This is a genomic window from Microbacterium sp. Y356 (assembly GCF_059445355.1).
This window is the reverse complement of record NZ_JCAIUE010000003.1, coordinates 221,846-242,489: the sequence shown is the minus strand read 5'-3', so window position 1 is coordinate 242,489 and position 20,644 is coordinate 221,846. Positions and strand designations below refer to the sequence as shown.

The 20,644-nt window shown below is 64.7% G+C and carries 19 protein-coding genes; 3 read left to right on the top strand and 16 right to left on the bottom strand.

Translation table 11 applies throughout. From position 1 onward, the window contains the following. From AC1C2Q_RS16785 to AC1C2Q_RS16755, 7 genes are all read right to left on the bottom strand, one after another. Positions 1–429, bottom strand: a complete 429-nt coding sequence (locus tag AC1C2Q_RS16785) for a DUF4233 domain-containing protein (protein ID WP_495451059.1) — start codon at positions 427–429, stop codon at positions 1–3. Beyond that, positions 426–1,778, bottom strand: a complete 1,353-nt coding sequence (locus AC1C2Q_RS16780) for a bifunctional folylpolyglutamate synthase/dihydrofolate synthase (RefSeq protein WP_495451058.1) — start codon at positions 1,776–1,778, stop codon at positions 426–428. Before AC1C2Q_RS16780 ends, AC1C2Q_RS16785 begins: the two co-directional genes overlap by 4 nt. Then, positions 1,771–5,139, bottom strand: a complete 3,369-nt coding sequence (gene ileS, locus AC1C2Q_RS16775) for an isoleucine--tRNA ligase (protein WP_495451057.1) — start codon at positions 5,137–5,139, stop codon at positions 1,771–1,773. The genes AC1C2Q_RS16780 and ileS overlap by 8 nt, the downstream gene beginning before the upstream one ends. A gap of 414 nt (positions 5,140–5,553) precedes the next feature. Beyond that, positions 5,554–6,399 (bottom strand): endonuclease domain-containing protein, encoded by an 846-nt coding sequence (locus AC1C2Q_RS16770; RefSeq protein WP_495451056.1) that lies wholly within the window; start codon positions 6,397–6,399, stop codon positions 5,554–5,556. Between the two features lie 223 nt (positions 6,400–6,622). Continuing rightward, on the bottom strand, positions 6,623–7,105 hold the full coding sequence (locus tag AC1C2Q_RS16765; RefSeq protein ID WP_495451055.1) for a GNAT family N-acetyltransferase: 483 nt from the start codon (positions 7,103–7,105) through the stop codon (positions 6,623–6,625). Between the two features lie 56 nt (positions 7,106–7,161). Then, entirely contained in the window at positions 7,162–7,854 is a 693-nt protein-coding gene (locus AC1C2Q_RS16760; protein ID WP_495451053.1) for a VOC family protein, read from the bottom strand. Beyond that, positions 7,851–8,009, bottom strand: coding sequence for a YlcI/YnfO family protein (locus AC1C2Q_RS16755; protein WP_495428567.1), 159 nt, complete (start codon positions 8,007–8,009; stop codon positions 7,851–7,853). Before AC1C2Q_RS16755 ends, AC1C2Q_RS16760 begins: the two co-directional genes overlap by 4 nt. Before the next feature lie 39 nt (positions 8,010–8,048). Between AC1C2Q_RS16755 and AC1C2Q_RS16750 the strand changes: the two genes are divergently transcribed. Further along, complete coding sequence (locus tag AC1C2Q_RS16750; RefSeq protein ID WP_495451052.1) at positions 8,049–8,699, top strand: pentapeptide repeat-containing protein; 651 nt, start codon at positions 8,049–8,051, stop codon at positions 8,697–8,699. Positions 8,700–8,746: 47 nt separating this feature from the next. Here AC1C2Q_RS16750 and AC1C2Q_RS16745 read toward each other — a convergent pair whose 3' ends face one another. From AC1C2Q_RS16745 to AC1C2Q_RS16715, 7 genes are all read right to left on the bottom strand, one after another. After that, positions 8,747–9,727 (bottom strand): ArsA family ATPase, encoded by a 981-nt coding sequence (locus tag AC1C2Q_RS16745; protein ID WP_495451051.1) that lies wholly within the window; start codon positions 9,725–9,727, stop codon positions 8,747–8,749. Further along, on the bottom strand, positions 9,718–10,002 hold the full coding sequence (locus AC1C2Q_RS16740) for a cory-CC-star protein (RefSeq protein WP_495451050.1): 285 nt from the start codon (positions 10,000–10,002) through the stop codon (positions 9,718–9,720). Before AC1C2Q_RS16740 ends, AC1C2Q_RS16745 begins: the two co-directional genes overlap by 10 nt. Positions 10,003–10,005: 3 nt before the next feature. Further along, positions 10,006–11,733 (bottom strand): carbon starvation CstA family protein, encoded by a 1,728-nt coding sequence (locus AC1C2Q_RS16735; protein WP_495451049.1) that lies wholly within the window; start codon positions 11,731–11,733, stop codon positions 10,006–10,008. Positions 11,734–11,828: 95 nt separating this feature from the next. Next, positions 11,829–13,340, bottom strand: a complete 1,512-nt coding sequence (locus AC1C2Q_RS16730; protein ID WP_495451048.1) for a dipeptide ABC transporter ATP-binding protein — start codon at positions 13,338–13,340, stop codon at positions 11,829–11,831. Then, positions 13,337–14,149, bottom strand: a complete 813-nt coding sequence (locus tag AC1C2Q_RS16725; protein WP_495451047.1) for an ABC transporter permease — start codon at positions 14,147–14,149, stop codon at positions 13,337–13,339. Before AC1C2Q_RS16725 ends, AC1C2Q_RS16730 begins: the two co-directional genes overlap by 4 nt. Then, a complete protein-coding gene (locus tag AC1C2Q_RS16720) occupies positions 14,146–15,087 on the bottom strand; it encodes an ABC transporter permease (protein WP_495451046.1) in 942 nt (313 codons plus the stop codon). Before AC1C2Q_RS16720 ends, AC1C2Q_RS16725 begins: the two co-directional genes overlap by 4 nt. 41 nt (positions 15,088–15,128) lie before the next feature. Further along, positions 15,129–16,745, bottom strand: a complete 1,617-nt coding sequence (locus AC1C2Q_RS16715; protein WP_495451045.1) for an ABC transporter substrate-binding protein — start codon at positions 16,743–16,745, stop codon at positions 15,129–15,131. A 170-nt stretch (positions 16,746–16,915) separates the two neighbouring features. Here AC1C2Q_RS16715 and valS point away from each other — a divergent pair, with 170 nt between their 5' ends. Both valS and AC1C2Q_RS16705 read left to right on the top strand, forming a co-directional pair. Further along, entirely contained in the window at positions 16,916–19,519 is a 2,604-nt protein-coding gene (gene valS / locus AC1C2Q_RS16710; protein ID WP_495451044.1) for a valine--tRNA ligase, read from the top strand. After that, a complete protein-coding gene (locus tag AC1C2Q_RS16705) occupies positions 19,519–19,734 on the top strand; it encodes a hypothetical protein (RefSeq protein WP_495451043.1) in 216 nt (71 codons plus the stop codon). The genes valS and AC1C2Q_RS16705 overlap by 1 nt, the downstream gene beginning before the upstream one ends. Before the next feature lie 5 nt (positions 19,735–19,739). On the opposite strand, the gene AC1C2Q_RS16700 is transcribed toward AC1C2Q_RS16705, so the two are convergent. Further along, complete coding sequence (locus AC1C2Q_RS16700) at positions 19,740–19,973, bottom strand: hypothetical protein (RefSeq protein WP_495428559.1); 234 nt, start codon at positions 19,971–19,973, stop codon at positions 19,740–19,742. Continuing rightward, a complete protein-coding gene (locus tag AC1C2Q_RS16695; RefSeq protein WP_495451041.1) occupies positions 19,970–20,590 on the bottom strand; it encodes a helix-turn-helix domain-containing protein in 621 nt (206 codons plus the stop codon). The genes AC1C2Q_RS16700 and AC1C2Q_RS16695 overlap by 4 nt, the downstream gene beginning before the upstream one ends. Between the last annotated feature and the right edge of the window lie 54 nt (positions 20,591–20,644).

The window sequence follows — 20,644 nt, the reverse complement described above, 5'->3', positions numbered from 1 at the left end:
TCAGTCACTCTCTGTATGAGTATCGGTTTCGGAAATGTTCGGATTCGCATCGGCGGGACGTGGTGCATCCAACCGGGCCCCCACGATCGTCGCATATGCCAGCATGCCGCCGAAAATCACAACGACGAACAGGATGGCCGGGACGAAGAAGGCGGAGAGCGCCACAACCACCTGCAGCGCCCAGGCCGCGCTGATCGCCCACGGCCTGGTGATCATGCCGGCGACCGCGATCATCCCGAGGGCGACGACCAAGGCTCCGACGATCGCCCACCACTGCGGGATACCCGAGGGCAGCGCTTTCAGTCCGAAGATCGTCAGTCCTGCCAGCAGCACGATGATCGTCTCGAACCCGAGGATGATCGGAACGAGCTTCTGCACCAGCGTGCGAGGGGCACGGGCCCGGCGAGGGGCGGATGCCGAATCGCTCATGCGCGCCACCCTGACTTCCAGTCGTCCTCTTCTGCCAGCACGATCGCTTCGCCGGCGAGTACGACGGATCCTGCGATCACGACAGCACGACGGTCTGATGACGCAGCCCACTCTCGCGCGGCATCCGCGGCCTCCGCGAGGGAGGCGTGCACGCTCGCACGGTGTCCGGTCTGCTCAACCAGATCAGCGATGACATCCGCATCGTTCGCGCGATCTGATGTCGGCGCGGTCGCGAATACATGGGCCGTGGCCGGCGCAAGCTGCGCAACGATGCCCGCGGCATCCTTATCGGCGAGAACGCCGAGCACGAGACCCCACTCATCGAAGTCGAAGCTGTCATCCAGCGACTGCGCGAGAGCCTTCGCCCCGTGCGGGTTGTGGGCCGCATCAACGATCACGGTCGGCGCGATGCCGAGGAGCTGCAGGCGGCCAGGCGAGGTAGCACCCTGCAGACCATCGGTCATGATGTCGTCCGCTATGCGCTGTGAAGCCGCGCCGATCAGCGACTCGACCGCTGCCACCGCGAGCGCAGCGTTGTGGCCCTGGTGCGCGCCATACAGGGGCAGGTACTCCTCGACATATGTTCCGGCAAGACCGCGGACAGTCAGCAGCTGTCCCCCGACGGCGAGCTTCTGCTCGGCGAGACCGAACTCCTCGCCCTCGAAGGCGATCGTGGCATTCTTCTCTGCGGCGACGCGACGCAGCACCAGGGCCACCTCGTCGGACTGCTGCGCGGAGACGACGGCGGCGCCTTCCTTGATAATTCCGGCTTTCACCTGAGCGATCTCAGCAATCGTTTCGCCGAGTCGGTCGGCGTGGTCGATGTCGATGGGTGCGAACACCGCAACATCACCATCGGCCGTGTTCGTGGAGTCCCACTCGCCGCCCATGCCAACTTCCAGCACGAGAACATCGACCGGAGCATCCGCTACCGCAACGAAGGCGAGCACGGTGAGCAGTTCGAAGAAGGTCAGCGGAGCATCGCCTGCCTGCTCGAGCTCAGCATCCACCATCCCGACGAAGGGTCCGATCTCGTCCCACGCGTCGGCAATCGCGCCATCGTCGATCGGCTCGCCGTCGATCATGATGCGCTCAGTGAAGCGGTCCAGGTGCGGACTCGTGAACAGCCCTGTGCGCAGGCCGTGCGCACGCAGCAGACTCTCGATCATCCGTGCCGTGGACGTCTTACCGTTGGTGCCGGTGATGTGCACGACGCGATAGGTGCGCTGCGGGTCATCTAGCAGTTCGAGAATGCGCGCGGTGCGCTCCTTGCGGGGCTGCACCCAACGCTCGCCGGCACGAGCCAGCAGCGCGTCGTAGACAGCATCGGCGCGTTTGCGGTCAGACATTCTTCGCTCCCTCGATGTTCGTATCGATCGTCACGATGATGGATGCCTTGTCCGATCCGAGCGCCGTGGCGCCGCTACGGAAGACGCCGTCACCCGGGCTCGTGACGTTTTTCACCAGCTCATCGATCTCATCGGTCGCCTGAACGGCGAAGCCGACAGCGAGCGTCTCCCCCGCGATCAGCTCGGCGTGCGCCTGCAGCGCCTCCGCCTCGGCAGGCCCCACATTGAGCGCGAGAACAATGCGGTCGCTGACGTCGAGACCAGCGTTCTTGCGCGCTTCCTGAACGACGCGGATGGCGTCGCGAGCCATGCCCTCAGACTCCAACTCCGGCGTCGTCCGCGTGTCGAGCAGCACGAAGCCGCCCGTTGGTACGATCGCCAGTGCTTCGCCCTCAGGACGACCGGTGGTCTCAAGAGCCAGGTCGTACTCCGCGGGCTCCAGTGCGATACCGCCCGCTGTGACAACTCCATTGACCTCAGACCAGTCGCCGCTGCGTGCAGCCTTGATCACGGTCTGCACGTTCTTGCCGAGGCGCGGGCCCGCGGCGCGGGCGTTCACGCTCAGTCGGTGGCTGATGCCGTACTCGGCCGCGGCGGTCTCGGTCAGCGGCACGAGCTCGACGGACTTGACGTTGAGCTCTTCGCGCAGGATCTCCTCGAACTGGCCGAGCGAGGCGGCGAGTGGTGAGACGACGCTGAATCGCGCGAGCGGCAGGCGCACGCGCAGCTTTTCCTTCTTGCGCAGGGCATTGCCGACGCTGGAGAGCTCGCGCACGGCATCCATCGCATCGCGGATGTCGTCAGCGGCGGGGAACGCGGCAGCATCCGGCCAATCGGTCAGATGTACGCTCCGCCCGCCGGTAAGCCCCTGCCAGACACGCTCGCTGATCAGCGGCACGAGGGGCGCAGCGACGCGAGTCAGCGTCTCGAGCACCGTGTAAAGCGTGTCGAAGGCCTCGCGGCTCTTGGAATCGTCTGTGACGCCACCCCAGAAGCGATCGCGTGAGCGACGGATGTACCAGTTCGTCAGCACCTCAGCGAACTCTCGAAGACGTGCTGATGCGGTCGTCGAATCGAGGCCTTCGAGATCTTCTGACACCTCGCGGACGAGGTCGCCGAGTCGGGCCAGGATGTACCGGTCGAGCACGTCAGTGGAGTCGGTGCGCCACTGGGCCTCATATCCGCCCTCACCGGAGGCATTCGCGTACGTCGCGAAGAAGTACCACGAACTCCACAGCGGAAGCAGGAATTCGCGGACACCGGAACGGATGCCCTCCTCGGTCACAGAGAGGTTGCCGCCACGCAGCACCGAGCTCGACATGAGGAACCAGCGCATCGCGTCGGAGCCATCGCGGTCGAAGACTTCACTGACCGCCGGGTAGTTCTGCAGCGACTTCGACATCTTGTAGCCGTCATTGCCGAGCACTATGCCATGGCAGCTGACGCCGGTGAACGCCGGGCGATCGAACAGCGCGGTCGACAGCACATGCATGAGATAGAACCAGCCACGGGTCTGACCGATGTACTCGACGATGAAATCGGCCGGCGAGTGCGCGTCGAACCATTCCTGGTTCTCAAACGGATAGTGCACCTGCGCGTACGGCATCGATCCGGAGTCGAACCAGACGTCGAACACGTCCTCGATACGACGCATGGTCGACTGACCGGTCGGGTCATCCGGGTTCGGGCGCGTCAGATCATCGATGTACGGGCGATGCAGATCGACTTCCCCCTCGGGGTTGCGCGGCAGCGTGCCGAAGTCGCGCTCCATGTCAGCCAGCGATCCGTAGGCGTCGACGCGCGGGTACTCCGGGTCATCGCTCTTCCAGATCGGGATCGGCGAGCCCCAGTAGCGGTTACGGCTGATCGACCAGTCGCGTGCGCCTTCGAGCCACTTACCGAACTGGCCATGCTTGACGTTCTCTGGCACCCAAGTGATCTGCTCGTTGTTCGCGAGCATCTTGTCTTTGATGTCGGTCACGCGGATGAACCAGCTCGAGACAGCCTTGTAGATCAGGGGGTTCCGGCAGCGCCAGCAGTGCGGGTACGAGTGGTCGTAGCTCGCTTCGCGGACCAACCGGCCACTGTCCTTGAGCACGCGGATGAGCGGACGGTTGGCGTCCATCCACAGCTCGCCCGCCACGTCCGTGACGTTCGGGAGGAACCGTCCGCCGTCATCGAGTGAGATGATCGTCGGGATGCCAGCCGCGCCCGCCACACGCTGGTCATCCTCGCCGTAGGCAGGAGCCTGGTGGACGATGCCGGTGCCGTCGGTCGTAGTGACGTAGTCGTCGGCGAGGATGCGCCAAGCATTCTCGGTGCCATAGGTCTCGGCATCCGCGTAGTAGTCGAAGAGGCGGTCATAGGTGACATCCTGCAGCGCTGAGCCCTGATGGGACGCGTCGACTGCTGCGAGAGCATCCGCTGCCGACTCGTAGCCGAGATCCTTGGCATACCCGCCGAGGAGGTCGCGGGCGAGCAGGTAGCGGTGTGCGGCTGCCTCGACCGGCTCGTCCGCGTTGTGCACGTCGGCAGCGCCAGCAGGGCCTGCCGGGAGGACCACGTACTCGATGTCGGGACCGACGGCGAGCGCAAGGTTTGTCGGAAGGGTCCACGGAGTCGTCGTCCAGGCGAGAGCGCGCACGCCCGTGAGGCCGAGCGACTCGGCCTTGGCTCCGGTGAGCGGGAACGTGACGGTGACGGACGGGTCCTGACGCATCTTGTATACGTCATCGTCCATGCGCAGCTCATGCGCGCTGAGCGGCGTCTCGTCGCGCCAGCAGTATGGCAGCACACGGTAGCCCTCGTAGGCCAGGCCCTTGTCGTAGAGGGTCTTGAACGCCCAGAGCACGCTCTCCATGTAGTTCGTGTCGAGCGTCTTGTAGCCGCGCTCGAAGTCGACCCAGCGCGCCTGGCGGGTGACGTAGTCCTGCCACTGGTCGGTGTACGCCAGCACCGACTCACGTGCCTTGGCGTTGAACGTGTCGATGCCCATGGCCTCGATCTCGCTCTTCTCGGTGATGCCGAGCTGCTTCATGGCTTCGAGCTCAGCAGGGAGACCGTGCGTGTCCCAGCCGAAGACGCGATCGACCTTCTTGCCGCGCATGGTCTGGAAGCGCGGGAAGAGGTCCTTCGCGTACCCGGTCAGCAGGTGACCGTAGTGGGGCAGACCGTTGGCGAATGGAGGCCCGTCGTAGAACACCCACTCGTCGGCGCCTTCGCGCTGGGCGATGGAGGCGCGGAAGGTGTCGTCGCTCTTCCAGAAGTCGAGGACATCGCGCTCGATCTCCGGGAAGCGAGGGCTGGGGACGACGGTGGCATCGGCGGCGGGGCCGAAGGCGGAGTTGCGGGGGTAGGTCATATCTGCTCGCAGTGTTCGTCGTGGGCTTCTGCGAGGACGATCCAACCAGGACCGCGGTACCACCTCACGTGCTGCTTCGCCGGGGGCGATGCAACCACTCTCACTGCGGCGATAACGGGCCTGCCCCGCTCGGTTCTAATTGCAGTTGCCTGCGTTCTTCCGAGTGCTCCCCGGTGATGGCCGGATCAAAGCGTGTGCATCCATTGTACGCGGCTCCGCGCTCTCGTGCCGCGTACGTGCGGCCCACTCGCCTGCATGCGTGCGGCTCACTCGCCTGCATGCGTGCGGCTCACTCGCCTGCGTGCGTGCGGCCCACTCGGAGATGTACGCGTTCTTCGGGCGTTCTGCGTGATTTCGTCCGAGGATGCTGCACATCTCCGAGCAAGCGGCACGCGTTCCTCCAGCCGCTGGGGGTCACTTCGCGAGGTGCAGCCCCTGAGCGACCGCACGCATGATCAGATCTTGCACGCCAGCCCAGTCGAACATCATCTGCTGATAGCTGATGCGGATGACGTGATAGCCCATCAGTCGCAGCTCAGCGTCATGGCGGATGTCCTCGCTGCGCTGCGCACCGACGTGAGTTGCACCATCGATCTGGATGACAAGCCGCTCCCCGATCAGAGCATCCACCCGGTGTCCGGCAATCCATGTCTGTATGAGGATTGGCAGTCGTAGCCAGCGCAATCGTGGACGCAGATATGTCTCCAGCCCCGCATCCGCGAACGGCGTGGCATCAGCGAGCAACCTGCGAGCCTGAGGCCTCCAGAGATACCCCGCGAGCGCTGCCAACGTGACAAGCCCCTTATTGAGCGCAGAATCCCAGGTCGCCAGGGCCCGTTCGTAGGGCTCGCACTCCGCCACGAGGGCGAGAACGTTCTCGATCGGGTCTTCCAGAACATCCGGATGCCGCGGCACGAGCGGCTTCGACCAGTGGATGTGCGCTCGTTCCGTCTTTCCACCGGCCCCGTGGGGATCAGCGCCGACGTGAAATACTTCTGGTTCTTCGTGCACCCACAGTTCCAGCCGTGCAGCTTGCGACAGACAGGTGACGACCACGCCGGCACGGGCAGCAGCAACCAACACGGGATCGGCGTCTGGCGTGGCTACCCATCCTCGCTTCACGCGGACGAGTCTGCCGTCGCGCAGCGCGCCGTCGATCGCACGACGCCCGGCCCCCTGCAGTCTCAGATACTCGACGCGCGCTACACCCGCCTGCTCGGTGACGAGCTGGACAAGATCGGGGACCGTGCGCAGCAGCATCCGGTCATTCTCGGACGATTGAGGCTGACGTAGACCCCGAAATCACGCGTTCTGTACACAACTACACCGTGCTCTGCGATGTGCAGAGAGAGTGAGCGCATGCGAGAGCGTGCGCCAGCCTCGGAGATGTGCGCCTTCTTCGGACGGTCTGCGCGAATTCGTCCGAGGAAGCTGCACATCTCCGAGCGGGGCGCACGGTGTCACGACGCACGAGCCCCCGGTGTCAGCCGCGCGATCGCCGCGGCAGCAGCCCGTACACCGCGACGTCGTGCCGAACGTCCCCGACTGGCAACGCGCTGCGCAGCGTTCCCTCATGCTCAAAGCCGAGGCGCTCAGCCAAGCGGATGCTGCGACGATTGTGCGTCGCAGTGCGGATCTCCACGCGGGCGATGCCGCCGGAGAACATGTCGTCGACGAGCGCCTGACACGCGCGCTGCACGATCCCCTGCCCCTCCGCATCTGCGTCGATCCAGTAGCCGAGCTCGCCCGTGGCGGAGTACCGGTCCATCCGCGCCGATACCGACCCGATCGGTCGGCCATCGCGCAGCACGACCGTGGGAATCGCAGTGCCGTCGATGAAACGCCGAAGCTGGTCACGATTCCAGGCATCGTCCGAGCCTTCAGGATCGAAGGAATGAGCCCATGGCTCCCACAACCGAAGACGCTCGATGTTCACGGCTGCGACATCGCGAACCTTACGAGCCATTTCCGGTGTCCGCAGAGCCAGGGTGATCCCTCCGCCGAGATCGCGTTCGAACGCCATCAGCGGTGGTACCCGTGCAGGTCTTCCTGCACGCTGTTGATCCAGACCTCATCGTCGCCGTCTGGATTCGGGATCCGAATCGTTCGCGCGAAGGCCTCGTCGACGATGGATGCGGCGAATCCGGCATCCTGCAATCGCCCAGCCAGCGCGTCGAGGTCGCCGCGCGCCTCGAACGACAGGCCAATCCTGGGCTCGCCCGCGTGCAAGCCCACCATGCCGCCGTCACAGAGCATCTCGATCCAGCCGCCACGATCCGCGACGATGCCGGCCCGGAACCCGAGCGCTTCGAGGATTGCCCGCGGCTCGGCGAGGTCCTCCTGAAACCAGGTCGGCTGCACGGCGATATCGCCGACTCCGCGCTGGACCGCGCCCTCGGATACCGAGATCGAGATACCGGATGCCGCACGCACGATGACCATCTCTCCCACACCATCCATGGTCATGCGCTCGGTCACGAACCCAGACAGAGCGGATGCCGCGGCATCCAGATCCACGACGATGAGGTGGATGTCGGTCGTACCGGGGCGATGGGCAGCAGCGTCTTCCACACCGTGAATGGCAAGCACGCCGTCGGCGTGGAACTCTGCCCATGCCGGCTCCGGTGGGAATGGCGCGACGAAGCCCAGGGACTCGGCCAGCTTCCACCAGGTAGCAGGCTGCTCGGTGTAGAGGATCTGTTGAACGACTGTCATGACTGCTCCTCCAGGTATCCGCGCAGCGCGGCTTCGACGAGCGCAGACAGACTGACGCCCTCATCGATGGCGCGGTGCTTGGCCTCCCGGATCAGATCCGGCGGGAGGTACACGTTGAACTGCGCCTTCTTCTCCGCGGACTCATTTGCTTGCATGCTAGCAATATAGCATCAGCGGGCGGATATCCTTTAGGCATGGCCCGAGCTACCGATTCTCCCGCACCCCCTCGCATCTCCCCGCCGGACCTGCCGCCGCACCTCAAACCCGCCCAGCCCTCCCGCGGTGCGGACCTCCTGCAGTCGGCCCTCGATCTCGCCGGCGATGTCAACCTCGCCCACGCGACGCTCGAGCAGTGCACCGTCACCGCGGATGCGGACAGCATCGACCTCACCGGAGCCACAATCCTCGATGTCGACGCGAAGGACCTACGCGTCGCATCCATGACGCTCCGTAACGCTGGTATCCGCCGCCTGCGCATCCAGGGAGGCCGCATCGGCACCCTCGATCTCAGCGGCACACGCATAGATGAACTCGAGATCCGGGACGTGCGCATCGACTACTTGACGCTTGGCGGCGCGAAGGGGGCCGACATTCTTATTGCGGACTCCACCATCCGCACCTTCGATCTACCCCAGGCAGAGATCACGCGGATGGCGTTCGACGGATGCCGTACGCAGGAGGTCGACCCGCGCGGTCTGCGCGCGAAAGACGTCGACCTACGCGGGCTCGACGCCGAAGCTTTCGTCGACGCCAACAGCCTGCGCGGTACGACTTTGACGACTCATCAAATCGAGCAACTCGCCCCGGTGATCGCTGCGGGGCTGGGCATCCAGATCAAGGATTGAAGCGCGCCGCCGACGTTGGAACCGACGCAAATCGGCGCTGACGCCGGTCAGGGAGCCGGTGGTGCGGCGAGGAGAGAGGCGAGGCTCTCCAGTGCGGCGGCACCCGTGAGTTCACCCGCCACCAGCGGCACCTCCACCAGTGGCACCCCCGGCACCTTTGCCCGGATGGTCTCCAGATGGCGATCCTCCAAGGCGCGACGCTGGAGCAGTAGGTCACCGGCATCGGCGGGAGAGCGACGATTGGCCACGAGCGCGGAGACGTGTACGTGCATCCCGGTCAGAACGTCGACAACCTCGAGAGTCTCAGCCACGGGCAGAGCCTCGGCGGTGAACACCACGACGAAGCCGGTGCGCTCTGGGTCAATGATGGCCTGCTGCAGGTTCTCGAAACGCTCGCGGCGACGTTGCAGCGTTCGTCGCAGCTCAGCCTCGGCATTGGGTGAGGGATCAGCCTTCCCGGTCAGCCCGCGCATCGCCGCAGAGAACCGTTCAGATCGATCCCGGTTTCGCAGGAGCGTCTCGGTCCAGCCCGCAAGCTGCCCCGGCAGCGCGAGCAGTCGCAGAGTGTGCCCGGAGGGTGCCGTATCGAACACGACCAAGTCGTACTCGCGCTCCCCCAACTCGGTGGCCTCGGCGACTCGCTCCAGTACCGCGGCTTCGTGGCTGCCCGGAGCGTGACGAGCACGTTCGAGATGCTCGCGTGCCTGAGTGTGTTGTCGCTCCGGTAACAGCCTGATCATCGTCTGCTCTACGGCGGCCAGGTGTCGCTCGATCGTCGCCTCAGGATCAATCTCCACCCCGTCGAGCACTCCGCCCAGCGCTCCGGGTTCAGCCAGGCGAACCGGCGCGTCCCCGACCTCACGTACCCAGAGATGGCCGAGGTTGTGCGCTGGATCGGTCGAGACCACCAGCACTCGCGCGCCTTCTCGCGCCCTCGCCAGCGAGATCGCCGACGCGAGAGAAGTCTTGCCCACACCGCCCTTGCCACCGATGAACAGGATGCGGCGGCGAGCGTCAGCTAACAGCATGAGACCTGGTCCAGGGGTGAGCGAGGCATCCCCATCCTCCGGTGCCAAGCATGAAAATCTTCGGTCAGCATCGGCATCAACTCTGCACTGTAATAGGCGGCAGGATCTGGCACCCCGAGCGCCTCGCCGAGTACGACCAGGGTGAACAGATCGTCCTCGTCACGGCGCTCACGAGCCAGCGTCTGCCGGTATGGACCCGCGTAGTACTCGGTCAGTCCCTCGCGGAACGCGGCCCAGCGTCGAGACAGACGCTGGGCCGCCGTACCTTGCGTCACGAATCAGACTTCTTCGCGCACCGCCTGCAGACTGGCATCCTCACCCTCCAATTCGGGCGGTTCAATCGCCGCCTTGCGCATCGCGATGATTGCTTCGACCGCCACCCACACACTCGCGATGATGATGATCACATCGAGCACGAACAGCAGCCAGTCGGGCTGGGTCGGGTTCGCGAAGGATGCGAGCTGATCGATCGCCGCCCAGAACGACATGACGAACACGAACACCAGCGGGATAAGGGCCGGCAGCGGATTGCGTCGCTTCCTGATGAGCATCACCGCAATGATCGACAGTGTCAGCGACGCCATCAATTGGTTTGTGGTGCCGAACAGTGGCCAGATCCGCAGCCCCCCGTCTCCACCGAGTCCCTGAGAGAACGTCAGACCAAGACCCACCACGACGACGACGATCGTCGCCGGAACCTTTGTGATCCGAATTCTCATGGAATCACCGATCTCCTGCACGACGAAGCGCAGCAATCGCATGCCGGTGTCCATCGTCGTCGCGGCGAACAGCACCGCCATCGTCGCCAGAACCGTGGCGCTCAAGGAAGCCGGCAAACCGATGCCGGTCTCCAGTAGCCTCCCGCCGCCCTCTACGAATGCGCTGACACCGCCGGCCCCGAACGAGCTGTATACCGCTTCCCACTCGGCCACGGTGCGGAAGCCGCCGATGACCGCGAGGATCGTACCCAGCGCGAGAAGCCCCTCACCAACCGCGCCGAAGTAGCCAACGAAACGCGCATCCGTTTCTTTGTCGAGCTGCTTCGAACTCGTGCCAGACGACACCATGCCGTGGAAACCGGAGATGGCGCCGCAGGCGATCGTGACGAACAGCAATGGCACGAGGCTCGGCGTTCCTGCGGGAACGTCCATATTGATCATCGGCGCGACGATCTCAGGCTTGTCTGCAGCGAACAGCGTGGCAATAAGTACGGCGCCGTACAAAAGACCGAGGCCGACGAAAAGCTGCACGCCGTTGATGTAGTCGCGCGGCTGAAGCAGCACCCACACCGGCAGCAGCGATGCGATCGCCCCATAGACGAACAGCGCGACGATCCAGAATGTCGCCGGGCTCATACCTAAGGTGCTCTCCGGCAGCACGACCGGAATCTGGTCGCCAACCACGATCAATGCGTACAGCGCGACAACCCCGACGATGGTGATCGGCACCAGCGGCCAGCGCAGCCGATAGACCGCCACGCCCACCAGCAGCGCTACCCCGATCGCTCCCCATGTGGGGATCACCGCGGACGGAGTGCTGATCAGCAGGTTCTTGATGACGACCGCGAAGGCCGCGATGACCATCAGTAGAAGGAGGAAGATGACGACCAGGAACAGGTTTGCACCGCGCTTGCCGATGTAACGGGCAGACAGTGCACCGATAGAGCGGCCTTTGTTGCGCGTCGAAGCCCAAAGCGCACCAAGATCGTGCATTCCGGCGAAGAGCACGGTGCCAAGCGTGACCCAGAGAAATGCGGGGAGCCAACCCCAGATCACGGCGATCGCCGGACCGACAATGGGCGCAGCACCAGCGACCGAGGTGAAGTGGTGCCCCCACAGGATGAACTTATTGGTCGGCACGTAGTCGATGCCATCGTTGAGTTCGTGCGCTGGCGTCTTGAATGAGGCGTCGAGCTTGAACACACGCTTCGACAGATACTTCGAGTAGATGAAATAGCCGAGCACGAACAGTGCCAAACCGATGAACATCAGCAGGACGGGAGTCATGAAAGCTGGTTCCTCTCCGGCAGCGACAACCCTGTCACTGCTCTTTACCCACCGTAGCAAACCTGTGAAAATGCTGAAAGGGATGTGCCTCGGAGTCACACGCCCGGGGGCTGTAGCGGCGAGGATGCCGCGAGCAATTCTCGGGTGAACGGATGCTGCGGCGCCGCGAACACCTCGGCCACGGGCCCCTGCTCCACAACCACACCGTCCTGCATCACGAGGACGTCGTCAGCAACCGCCGCGACCACATCAAGGCCATGCGACACGAAGATCATGGTCAACTCGCGCTCGCGCTGCAGGCGCCGCAGCAGCTGGAGCACTTTCTCGCGCACAGAGGGATCAAGCGCCGACACCGGTTCGTCGAGCACCAGCACATCCGGATCTGCGGCGAGCGCTCGTGCGATCGCCGCCCGCTGACGCTGTCCTCCCGACAGTTGGGCGGGACGACGCGTTGCCAGTTCCGGCGAGAGGTCCACCTCAGCCAGCAGATCTGCGACACGCGCTGCACGCGCCGAGCGCGGAACCCCACCCGCCTCAAGCGCTTCCCGCAGTGACCGCCCGATTGTCCACCGCGGGTCGAACGCGCCTAGGGGGTTCTGATGCACGAGCTGCACGCGGTGCTGCCCGTGCCAACGGAGACTCCCGGCGTCGGGCTCCTCAACACCAACGATCATGCGTGCGAGGGTCGTCTTTCCCGATCCCGACTCTCCCACCACACCGAGCGTCTGCCCTTTCAGGAGAGTGAACGAAACCGAGTCGACCACTGGTACGCCGGAGAAGGCCTTGGAGACTTCGACAGCAGCCAGCACTGACTCGCCAAGCCCGAACCGGTCTACACGAGGCTCGTGGATGCTCGCGGCGATGAGCTCCCGCGTGTAATCCTGCTGCGGAGCATCCAGCACATCTGCCACGGTGCCCTGTTCGATCACACGCCCGGATCGCATCACGAGCACGCGATCCGCCACCCGGCGCACAGCCGCGAAGTCGTGGCTGATGAAGACGATGGCGGTCCCGGCATCCGCGATCGAACGCAGCAGTGTCAACACCCGCGCCTGCACGGTGGCATCCAGAGCGGTGGTCGGCTCATCCGCCACCAGCACGGCCGGTTCACCGGCGAGCGCCGAGGCGATCAGCGCGCGCTGACGCAACCCGCCCGAAAGCTCATGCGGATATTGCGCGGCGCGACGAGCGACATCCGGCATCGACACCGATTTCAGCAGGTCCACCACGCGCACTCGGCGCTCGCCGCGTGACAACCGCGTGTGGATCACAAGCGGTTCGGCAACCTCGGCCCCGATACGGCGCAGCGGATCCAGCGACACCAGGGCATCCTGCGAGACCAGACCGATGCGGTTGCCCCGCAGCCCCCGCCAGGCTGCATCCGAGAAGCCCCGCGCATCGACACCATCGACCATCAGCACGTCTGCCGTGACTCGCGCCGAATCCGGAGTCAAACCGAGCAGGGCCGAGCCCGTCAGCGACTTGCCAGCACCCGACTCCCCCACGATTGCCAGGCATTCACCCGGTGCGATCTCGAACGACACGTTCTCGACAAGGAACGCCCCACCGATCGTGACCGAAAGACCTTCGACGCGCAACGCACTCATGAGGTCCTCCCCTCTGCCCGTGCACGCAGCGTGCGGCCGACGATGGTCGCCGACACGACGGTCAGGGTGATCGCAATGCCGGGAAACACAGCAATCCACCACGCCGTCCCGAGAACGTTTCGTCCACCCGAGAGCATGAGACCCCACTCCGGGGACGGCTCAATCGGTCCGAGGCCGAGGAAGCTGAGGCCGGCGGCCGCGAGGATGCTGGAGCCGATCCCGATCGTCCCCAACACGCTGAGCGAACCGAGCACGCCGGGAATCACATGCCGCGTGAACGCCTGCATCGGGCGCACCCCGAGAATGCGGGCGGCCTCTACATGTTCAGCGAGCGCCAGCGAGCGCGTCTGCACTCTCGCCAGCCGCACGTACACCGGCACGGCCGCGATCGTCACGGCGATCGCGACGTTGACGGGCCCCGGCCCGAGGATCGCCACGACCACCAGCGCGACGAGGAACTCAGGAAAGGCGAGCAGCACATCGGTGATGCGCATCGCCGTGGCATCCACCGCTCGCGGCGCGATGCCGGAGAGCGAACCGACGATGAGCCCGATCACCAGTGCCAGGCTCGTCGCGAGCAGTCCGATCCCCACCGAACGCCCCGCGCCGTAGACGACCCTTGAAAAGACATCGCGCCCACTCTGATCGGTGCCGAACAGGTGCGCTGCGCCCGGTGCCTCCAGCGCGGCGCGCACATCGGTGCGCAATGGATCATGGGTGGCGATCAGTTGCGGCACCAGCGCCATCGCCGCCACGACGGCGAGCACAGCCAGAGCAGCCCACAGCAGTACTCGTCGAGAGGTGCTCATACAGATGCCTCCCTCGCGCGGCGCTGCCGCGGATCGAGCAGCGGATGAAGCAACTCGACAACGAGATTCACGATCACGAACACCAGAGCGCTGAACAGGATGATTCCGGTGATGACCGGCAGGTCTCGATCGGTGATCGCCGCGAGCGTCACGCGCCCGAGACCAGGGCGCGCGAACACCGTCTCGACTAGCACCGCACCGCCCAGCAATGATCCGATCAGGTACGCGGTGAGAGTGAGTGCGCCGGCCGCACCATGCCGCAGCGTGTGGTGCGCGGTCAGTCGCACTTGACCCGCGCCGCGAGCGCGTACGGTCGTCGCGAATGGCTGGCGCTCGGCCGCTTCGATGCCGTCTCGCAGCACCTGGCCGAGGAGGGCAGCGACCGGCAGTGCGAGGGTGATCGCCGGTAGCACGATGGTCGCAGGGTTGCGTGTCCCAGACACCGGGAACCAGCCCAGACCGAATGCGAACACGCTGAGCAGCAGGATGCCGATCCAGAACACTGGGGACGACAACACGATCAGTTCGATGCTGGCAACGATGCCGCGCGACACCCTCCCCCGCACGAACAGTGCCACGGTGAGGGCGAGCACCACGGCGATCACGAGCGCGACCGCCGTCAGCTGCAAGGTCGATCCGAGCTGGCGACCGATCACCTCGGTCACCGGCATCCGCAGCTGATATGACTCGCCGAGATTTCCCTGCAGAAGCTGGCCGAGGTACGACAGGTACTGCTCCAGCGGTGGCCGGTCGAGGCCCAACTCCGCCCGGATGCCATCCTTCACGCCCTCACTCACCTGGGCCTGCGGCCCGAGCATGACCGAGACAGGGTCACCCGGTATCACGCGAAAGGCGAGGAACGCGAGCGTCGCCGCACCCCAGAGAACGATGACGACGGATGCCGCGAGCTCCGCGATCCGGATGAGGAGGCGTTTCACTCTGCTAATCAGTTCATGCTGCCGCTCAGTTCACTCGGCTCTCAGCCGACCGTGACCTCGTAGAACAGCGGACGGCCATACAAGTCGTACTCAAGGCCCGAGACGGTGTCGTTCACGGCGGTGATGAGCGAAGGGCTGTAAAGAGGCACGATCGCAGTGTATTCCGCGTTCCACTGCTGCAGCTTCTGGTAGATCGTGGCGCGCTCGTCAACATCGCTCGTGGCCATGCCTTCCTCGAGCAGAGCATCGATCTCAGGGTCGCTCACCTGCGAGGCGTTCTGGAAACCGTCGGTGTGCAGGTGACTGCGCAGCAGGTCGCCGTCGACACCTGAGAAGCCCCAGTCCGTGAGATCGAACGTCTTCGGTCCATACTGCTCGTTGTACGCACCAGGCTCGAGAACTTCACGCACGACCTCGAAGCCGATGTCGGCGAGATCTGACTGGATCGTGTTGCCGAGCGCCGAGTTGTCGTCTGAGACGGGCGTATAGGAGATCCAGCGCACCGAGAGGCGTTGACCGTCCTTCATACGCATGCCGTCACTGTCACGCTCAGTCCACCCGGCTTCGTCCAGCAGGCGGTTCGCCTCATCCTGATCGAATGGCCAACTGCCCTCGAGCGCGGCGTCGTATCCGGGGGTCGCCCCACCGAGGATGCTCCAGGCGCGCGGGAACTGGCCGAAGAAGATCTCTTCCACTGCGGCATCGATGTCAATGCCCCGGGCGAATGCCTGGCGGACCTTCTCGTCGGCGAAGACGCCGTAGGCCTCATTCAGGTACAGCGAGAAGGGGAGGCCTGGATACTCATTCGCATCGATCGTCAGTGTGTCGGGTAGCTCGACGGCGAGGTTCGGCGGCAGGTTGCTGGCGAGGTCTGCCTCGCCACTTTCCACGACACCGGTGCGCACTGAAGCCTCAGGCAGGATCTGCACTCGCAGCGTCTCGAACTGCGCAGCCTCCGCGCCATCCGGTCCCCACGCGTAATCAGGGTTCCTGGTATAGACGAGCTCCTGGTCGGGCGTGTACTCGGTGAGTTCAAAGGGACCGGTGCCGACGTTGATGCCGGGGCCGCCGGCCTTGAGCTGGTCAGCGGAGCTCTCCAGCACCGCAGGTGAGTAGAAGCCAAGCAGCGGTGTGCTCGCAGCCTGAAGGAACGGCGCATACGGCTGCGAAAAACTGACCTCGACCGTGTACTCGTCGATGACCTCGGTGCCGGCGTAGAACTCACCGCCGAGCATGCTCGCCGCCTGAGCGGATGCCGTCTCCGGGTCGGCGATGCGGTCGAAGTTCGCCTTCACCGCTTCTGCGTTAAAGGGCTCGCCGTCGGTGAAGGTGACATCGTCGCGCAGATTGAAGGTGTACGTGGTGCTGTCGTCCGACGTCCAGTCCGTGGCCAACCACGGCGAGAACGAGCCGTCGGCCTCCTGGAACACCAGCGAGTCGAGCACGACGCGCTGCACCATGCTCGACACATCGAGCTGGCTGGTCTGCGGGTCCATGTGACCGGCGGAGAGATTTGCCCCTTCGATCGCCCAGACGACCTCGCCGCCACCTTCTGCGGTGTTCTCACCCGCAGGGCCGGCGCAGGCGCTGAGCGCCAGAGCTCCGGCGGCGGTGAGCGCAGTGATTGACAGAATACGGCGCACGAGTTGAGTGGGCATGCGAGTCCTCAGGAAAGATGAAAAGGGGTCGGTCCAGTCTAGCCGGGCTTTGTTGGACAGGGTCGAACTACGGTCGCCTTCCGCCGAGATGCTCTTGGCTAGAATGGTCAACACACCCCACACTCAGGCACGCTCACACAGTGCCGCATACATCGTTCAAGGAGACCTCCATGTCGGCACCCGCACAGAACCAGATTCCCGACAAGCCCGCACTCGAAGGTCTCGAAACAAAGTGGGATGGCGCCTGGACTGCGCAGGGCACGTACTTGTTCGACCGCGTGCGCGCCGCCGAGCTCGGTCGTGAAGGCGTCTACTCAATCGACACGCCTCCGCCGACGGCATCCGGCTCTCTCCACATCGGCCACGTGTTCTCCTACACGCACACCGACATCAAGGCTCGCTACGAGCGCATGCGCGGCAAGAGCGTCTTCTACCCGATCGGCTGGGACGACAACGGCCTGCCGACTGAGCGTCGCGTGCAGAACTACTACGGTGTGCGCTGCGACCCGACGCTCCCCTACGACGCTGATTTCGTCCCTCCCTTCCACGGCGACGCGAAGAGTCTCAAGGCCGCTGACCAGCTGCCGGTGAGCCGCCGCAACTTCATCGCCCTGTGCGAAGAGCTCACCATCGAAGACGAAAAGCAGTTTGAAGAGGTCTTCCGCCAGATGGGGCTGAGCGTCGACTGGACACAGACCTACCGCACGATCTCCGACGAGACGATCCGCCAGAGCCAGCTCGGCTTCATCCGCAATCACGAGCGCGGCGAGGCCTACCAGGCTCTCGCGCCGACGCTGTGGGATGTCGACTTCCGTTCGGCCATCGCGCAGGCAGAGCTCGAGGATCGTGACCAGCAGGCCGCATTCCACCGGCTCGCGTTCCACAAGAGCGACGGCTCGGGCGACATCAACATCGAGACCACGCGCCCAGAGTTGCTCGCGGCATGTGTCGCGCTCGTGGCGCACCCCGACGACGAGCGCTACCAGCCGTACTTCGGTTCCACGGTGCGCACTCCGCTGTTCGACGTCGAGGTTCCGGTGCTCGCGCATCACCTCGCGCAGAAGGACAAGGGATCCGGCATCGCGATGGTGTGCACGTTCGGTGATGTCACCGACATGATCTGGTGGCGCGAACTCGACCTGCCGATCCGCGCAATCCTCGGCCTTGACGGCCGCGTGGTCGCGGACGCCCCCGAGGCAATCGAATCGGATGCCGGGCAGGCAGCATACGCGGAGCTCGCCGGCAAGACGGTGTTCAGCGCTCGTAAGCAGATCGTCGAACTCCTGGAAGCGTCCGGCGAACTGCTGGAGGTTTCCAAGCCTTTCAACCACGCGGTGAAGTTCTTCGAGAAGGGCGACCGCCCCCTTGAGATCGTCTCGACCCGTCAGTGGTACATCCGAAACGGTGCACGCGATCAAGAGCTGCGCGATCAGCTGATCGAGCACGGTCGCGAGCTGCAGTGGCACCCCGACTTCATGCGCGTGCGCTACGAGAACTGGGTCGGCGGTCTCACCGGCGACTGGCTCGTCTCGCGTCAGCGCTTCTTCGGCGTGCCGCTCCCGGTCTGGTACGGCCTGGATGAGAACGGTGAGCGCGATTTCGACCGCGTGATCATGGCGGATGCCGCATCCCTGCCCGTCGACCCGACCAGCGATGTGCCTGCCGGCTATACGGCCGAGCAACGTGGCGTGGCCGGTGGCTTCGAAGCCGAGACGGACATTCTCGACACCTGGGCGACATCCTCGCTCACCCCGCAGCTGGCCGGCGGCTGGCAGCGCGACGAAGAGTTGTGGAACCTCGTCGCACCGTTCGACGTGCGCCCGCAGGCACAGGACATCATTCGCACCTGGTTGTTCTCGACCATGCTGCGCTCAACGCTCGAGGATGGCCGCTCGCCGTGGAAGCATGCCTCGATCTCCGGCTTCATCGTTGACCCCGATCGCAAGAAGATGTCGAAGTCCAAGGGCAACGTCGTCACCCCGGCCGACATCCTCGAGAAGCACGGTTCGGATGCCGTCCGCTACTGGGCAGCATCCAGCCGACTCGGTGTGGATGCCGCGTTCGACCCGCAGAACCCGACTCAGATGAAGATCGGCCGGCGTCTCGCGATCAAGGTGCTGAACGCTGCGAAGTTCGTGCTCTCGTTCCCCGTGCCAGAGGGCGCGCAGGTGACGCACGCACTCGACGCATCGATGCTCGCCACCCTCGACGAGGTAGTGCGTGAGACCACGAAGGCGTACGACTCCTTCGATCATGCCCGTGCACTGGAGATCACCGAGTCGTTCTTCTGGACGTTCTGCGATGACTACCTCGAACTCGTGAAAGAACGCGCCTACGACCAGACCGACGTCGGACAGCCCTCCGCCGCGCTCGCTCTGCGGATCGCCCTGTCTACGCTGCTGCGTCTGCTCGCCCCGGTCGTGTCCTTCGCCACAGAAGAGTCGTGGAGCTGGTTCGAGGAAGGTTCGATCCACACTGCCGCGTGGCCAGAGCCGCTCGATTCCGAGGGCGACACCGCCGTGCTCACCGCAGCCAGCGCCGCGCTGATCGGCATCCGTCGCGCCAAGACCGAGGCGAAGGCTTCGCAGAAGACGCCGGTTTCGCGTGCCGTGATCGCGGCGCCTGCAGCCACGCTCGAGGCATTGCGCGGTGCGGCCGACGACCTGCGCGCCGTCGGCCGAATCACCGACCTCGAACTGGTCGAGGGCGAAGCACTTGCCGTGACTGAGATCGAGCTGGCTCCGGCCGATGTCCCGCCGACCGAGGAGCACTGATGCAGCTGGGTACTCGTTGGGCGGCAGGTTCGGATGCTCCGGCATCCGTTCCCGCCGTCTTGCGGCCGGCCATTGCCGACGTCGAGGCTCGGGGGCTCGAAGGCCATTGGACGCTCACCTGGCTTGAAGGTCGACCGATCGCTGAGCTCGATGCTGGCTGGGAAGTCTTCCTCACCGCATCCGGTGAAGTGATCGCTCGCCCATTCGAGGACTGACGCAGTCAGCGCAACCGCATGCCCATCTGCGCGAGTGCATGATCGGTCGCGCGTGGGTCGGCCCTGCGCGTCTGCTCGTCCTTGATCGAGGCCAGCATCGCTTCATGACGATCCTGCCGGCGCTCTGCGCGGTCAGTGGCCCAGCGTGCCATCGCCGCGGCGAGTCGAATCGAGGCGCGTTCGATACGGTTCGCACCGCGAGGCACGGGGTACGTACGGGTGATGACCACGGCACTCATGATGAGGACTCCTTCTTCGTTGTGAGGGTCTTGAGCGGGAAGATGTCGGCGCGCACACTGACGCGTCGTACTCCCTCGCCCTTCTGATTGCGATACTTCTCCGATGCCTCATCGATAAGAGCTTCGATCCTCTGCGTGAGATCGATGGTCTGCTCTGCAGTCATGCTGATGCCACTCGTCACCGACTTGCTCGCATCGCCCCACTCGGCGGACTCCTTGTCGATGCGGCTTGTAAAGAACTCCATGAGCTCGTCATGGCGCCGGCGAAGTGCTTCGGCAACGGCGACCTGCAGTGCCGCCTCTCCGGCGGGTGAGCCCTGCACGGCGCGCGAGTCGTAGACGATGCCGCCCGTGGGTCGTTCCCACCACCGCTCACGCCCACCGCGGTCACTTTCAACCTCGCGGATGAGGTCGTGACTCGCCAAGGATCGAAGGTGATAGCTGGTCGCTCCGGAGGACTCCCCCAGAATCTCAGCGAGCGTGCTTGCCGTCTGTGGGCCTTCCTGGGCGAGGATGTCGAAGATTCGCACCCGCAGCGGATGCGACAGTGCACGGAGAGCGCCAGCGTCGAGGACGCGGCGTTCCGATGCTGCGGGGAGCTTCTCGTTCTCGTTCATAATCCAAAGATATCTCTGCAAAGGTTTCTTTGCAAGCTTTTCTTTGCATGCTAG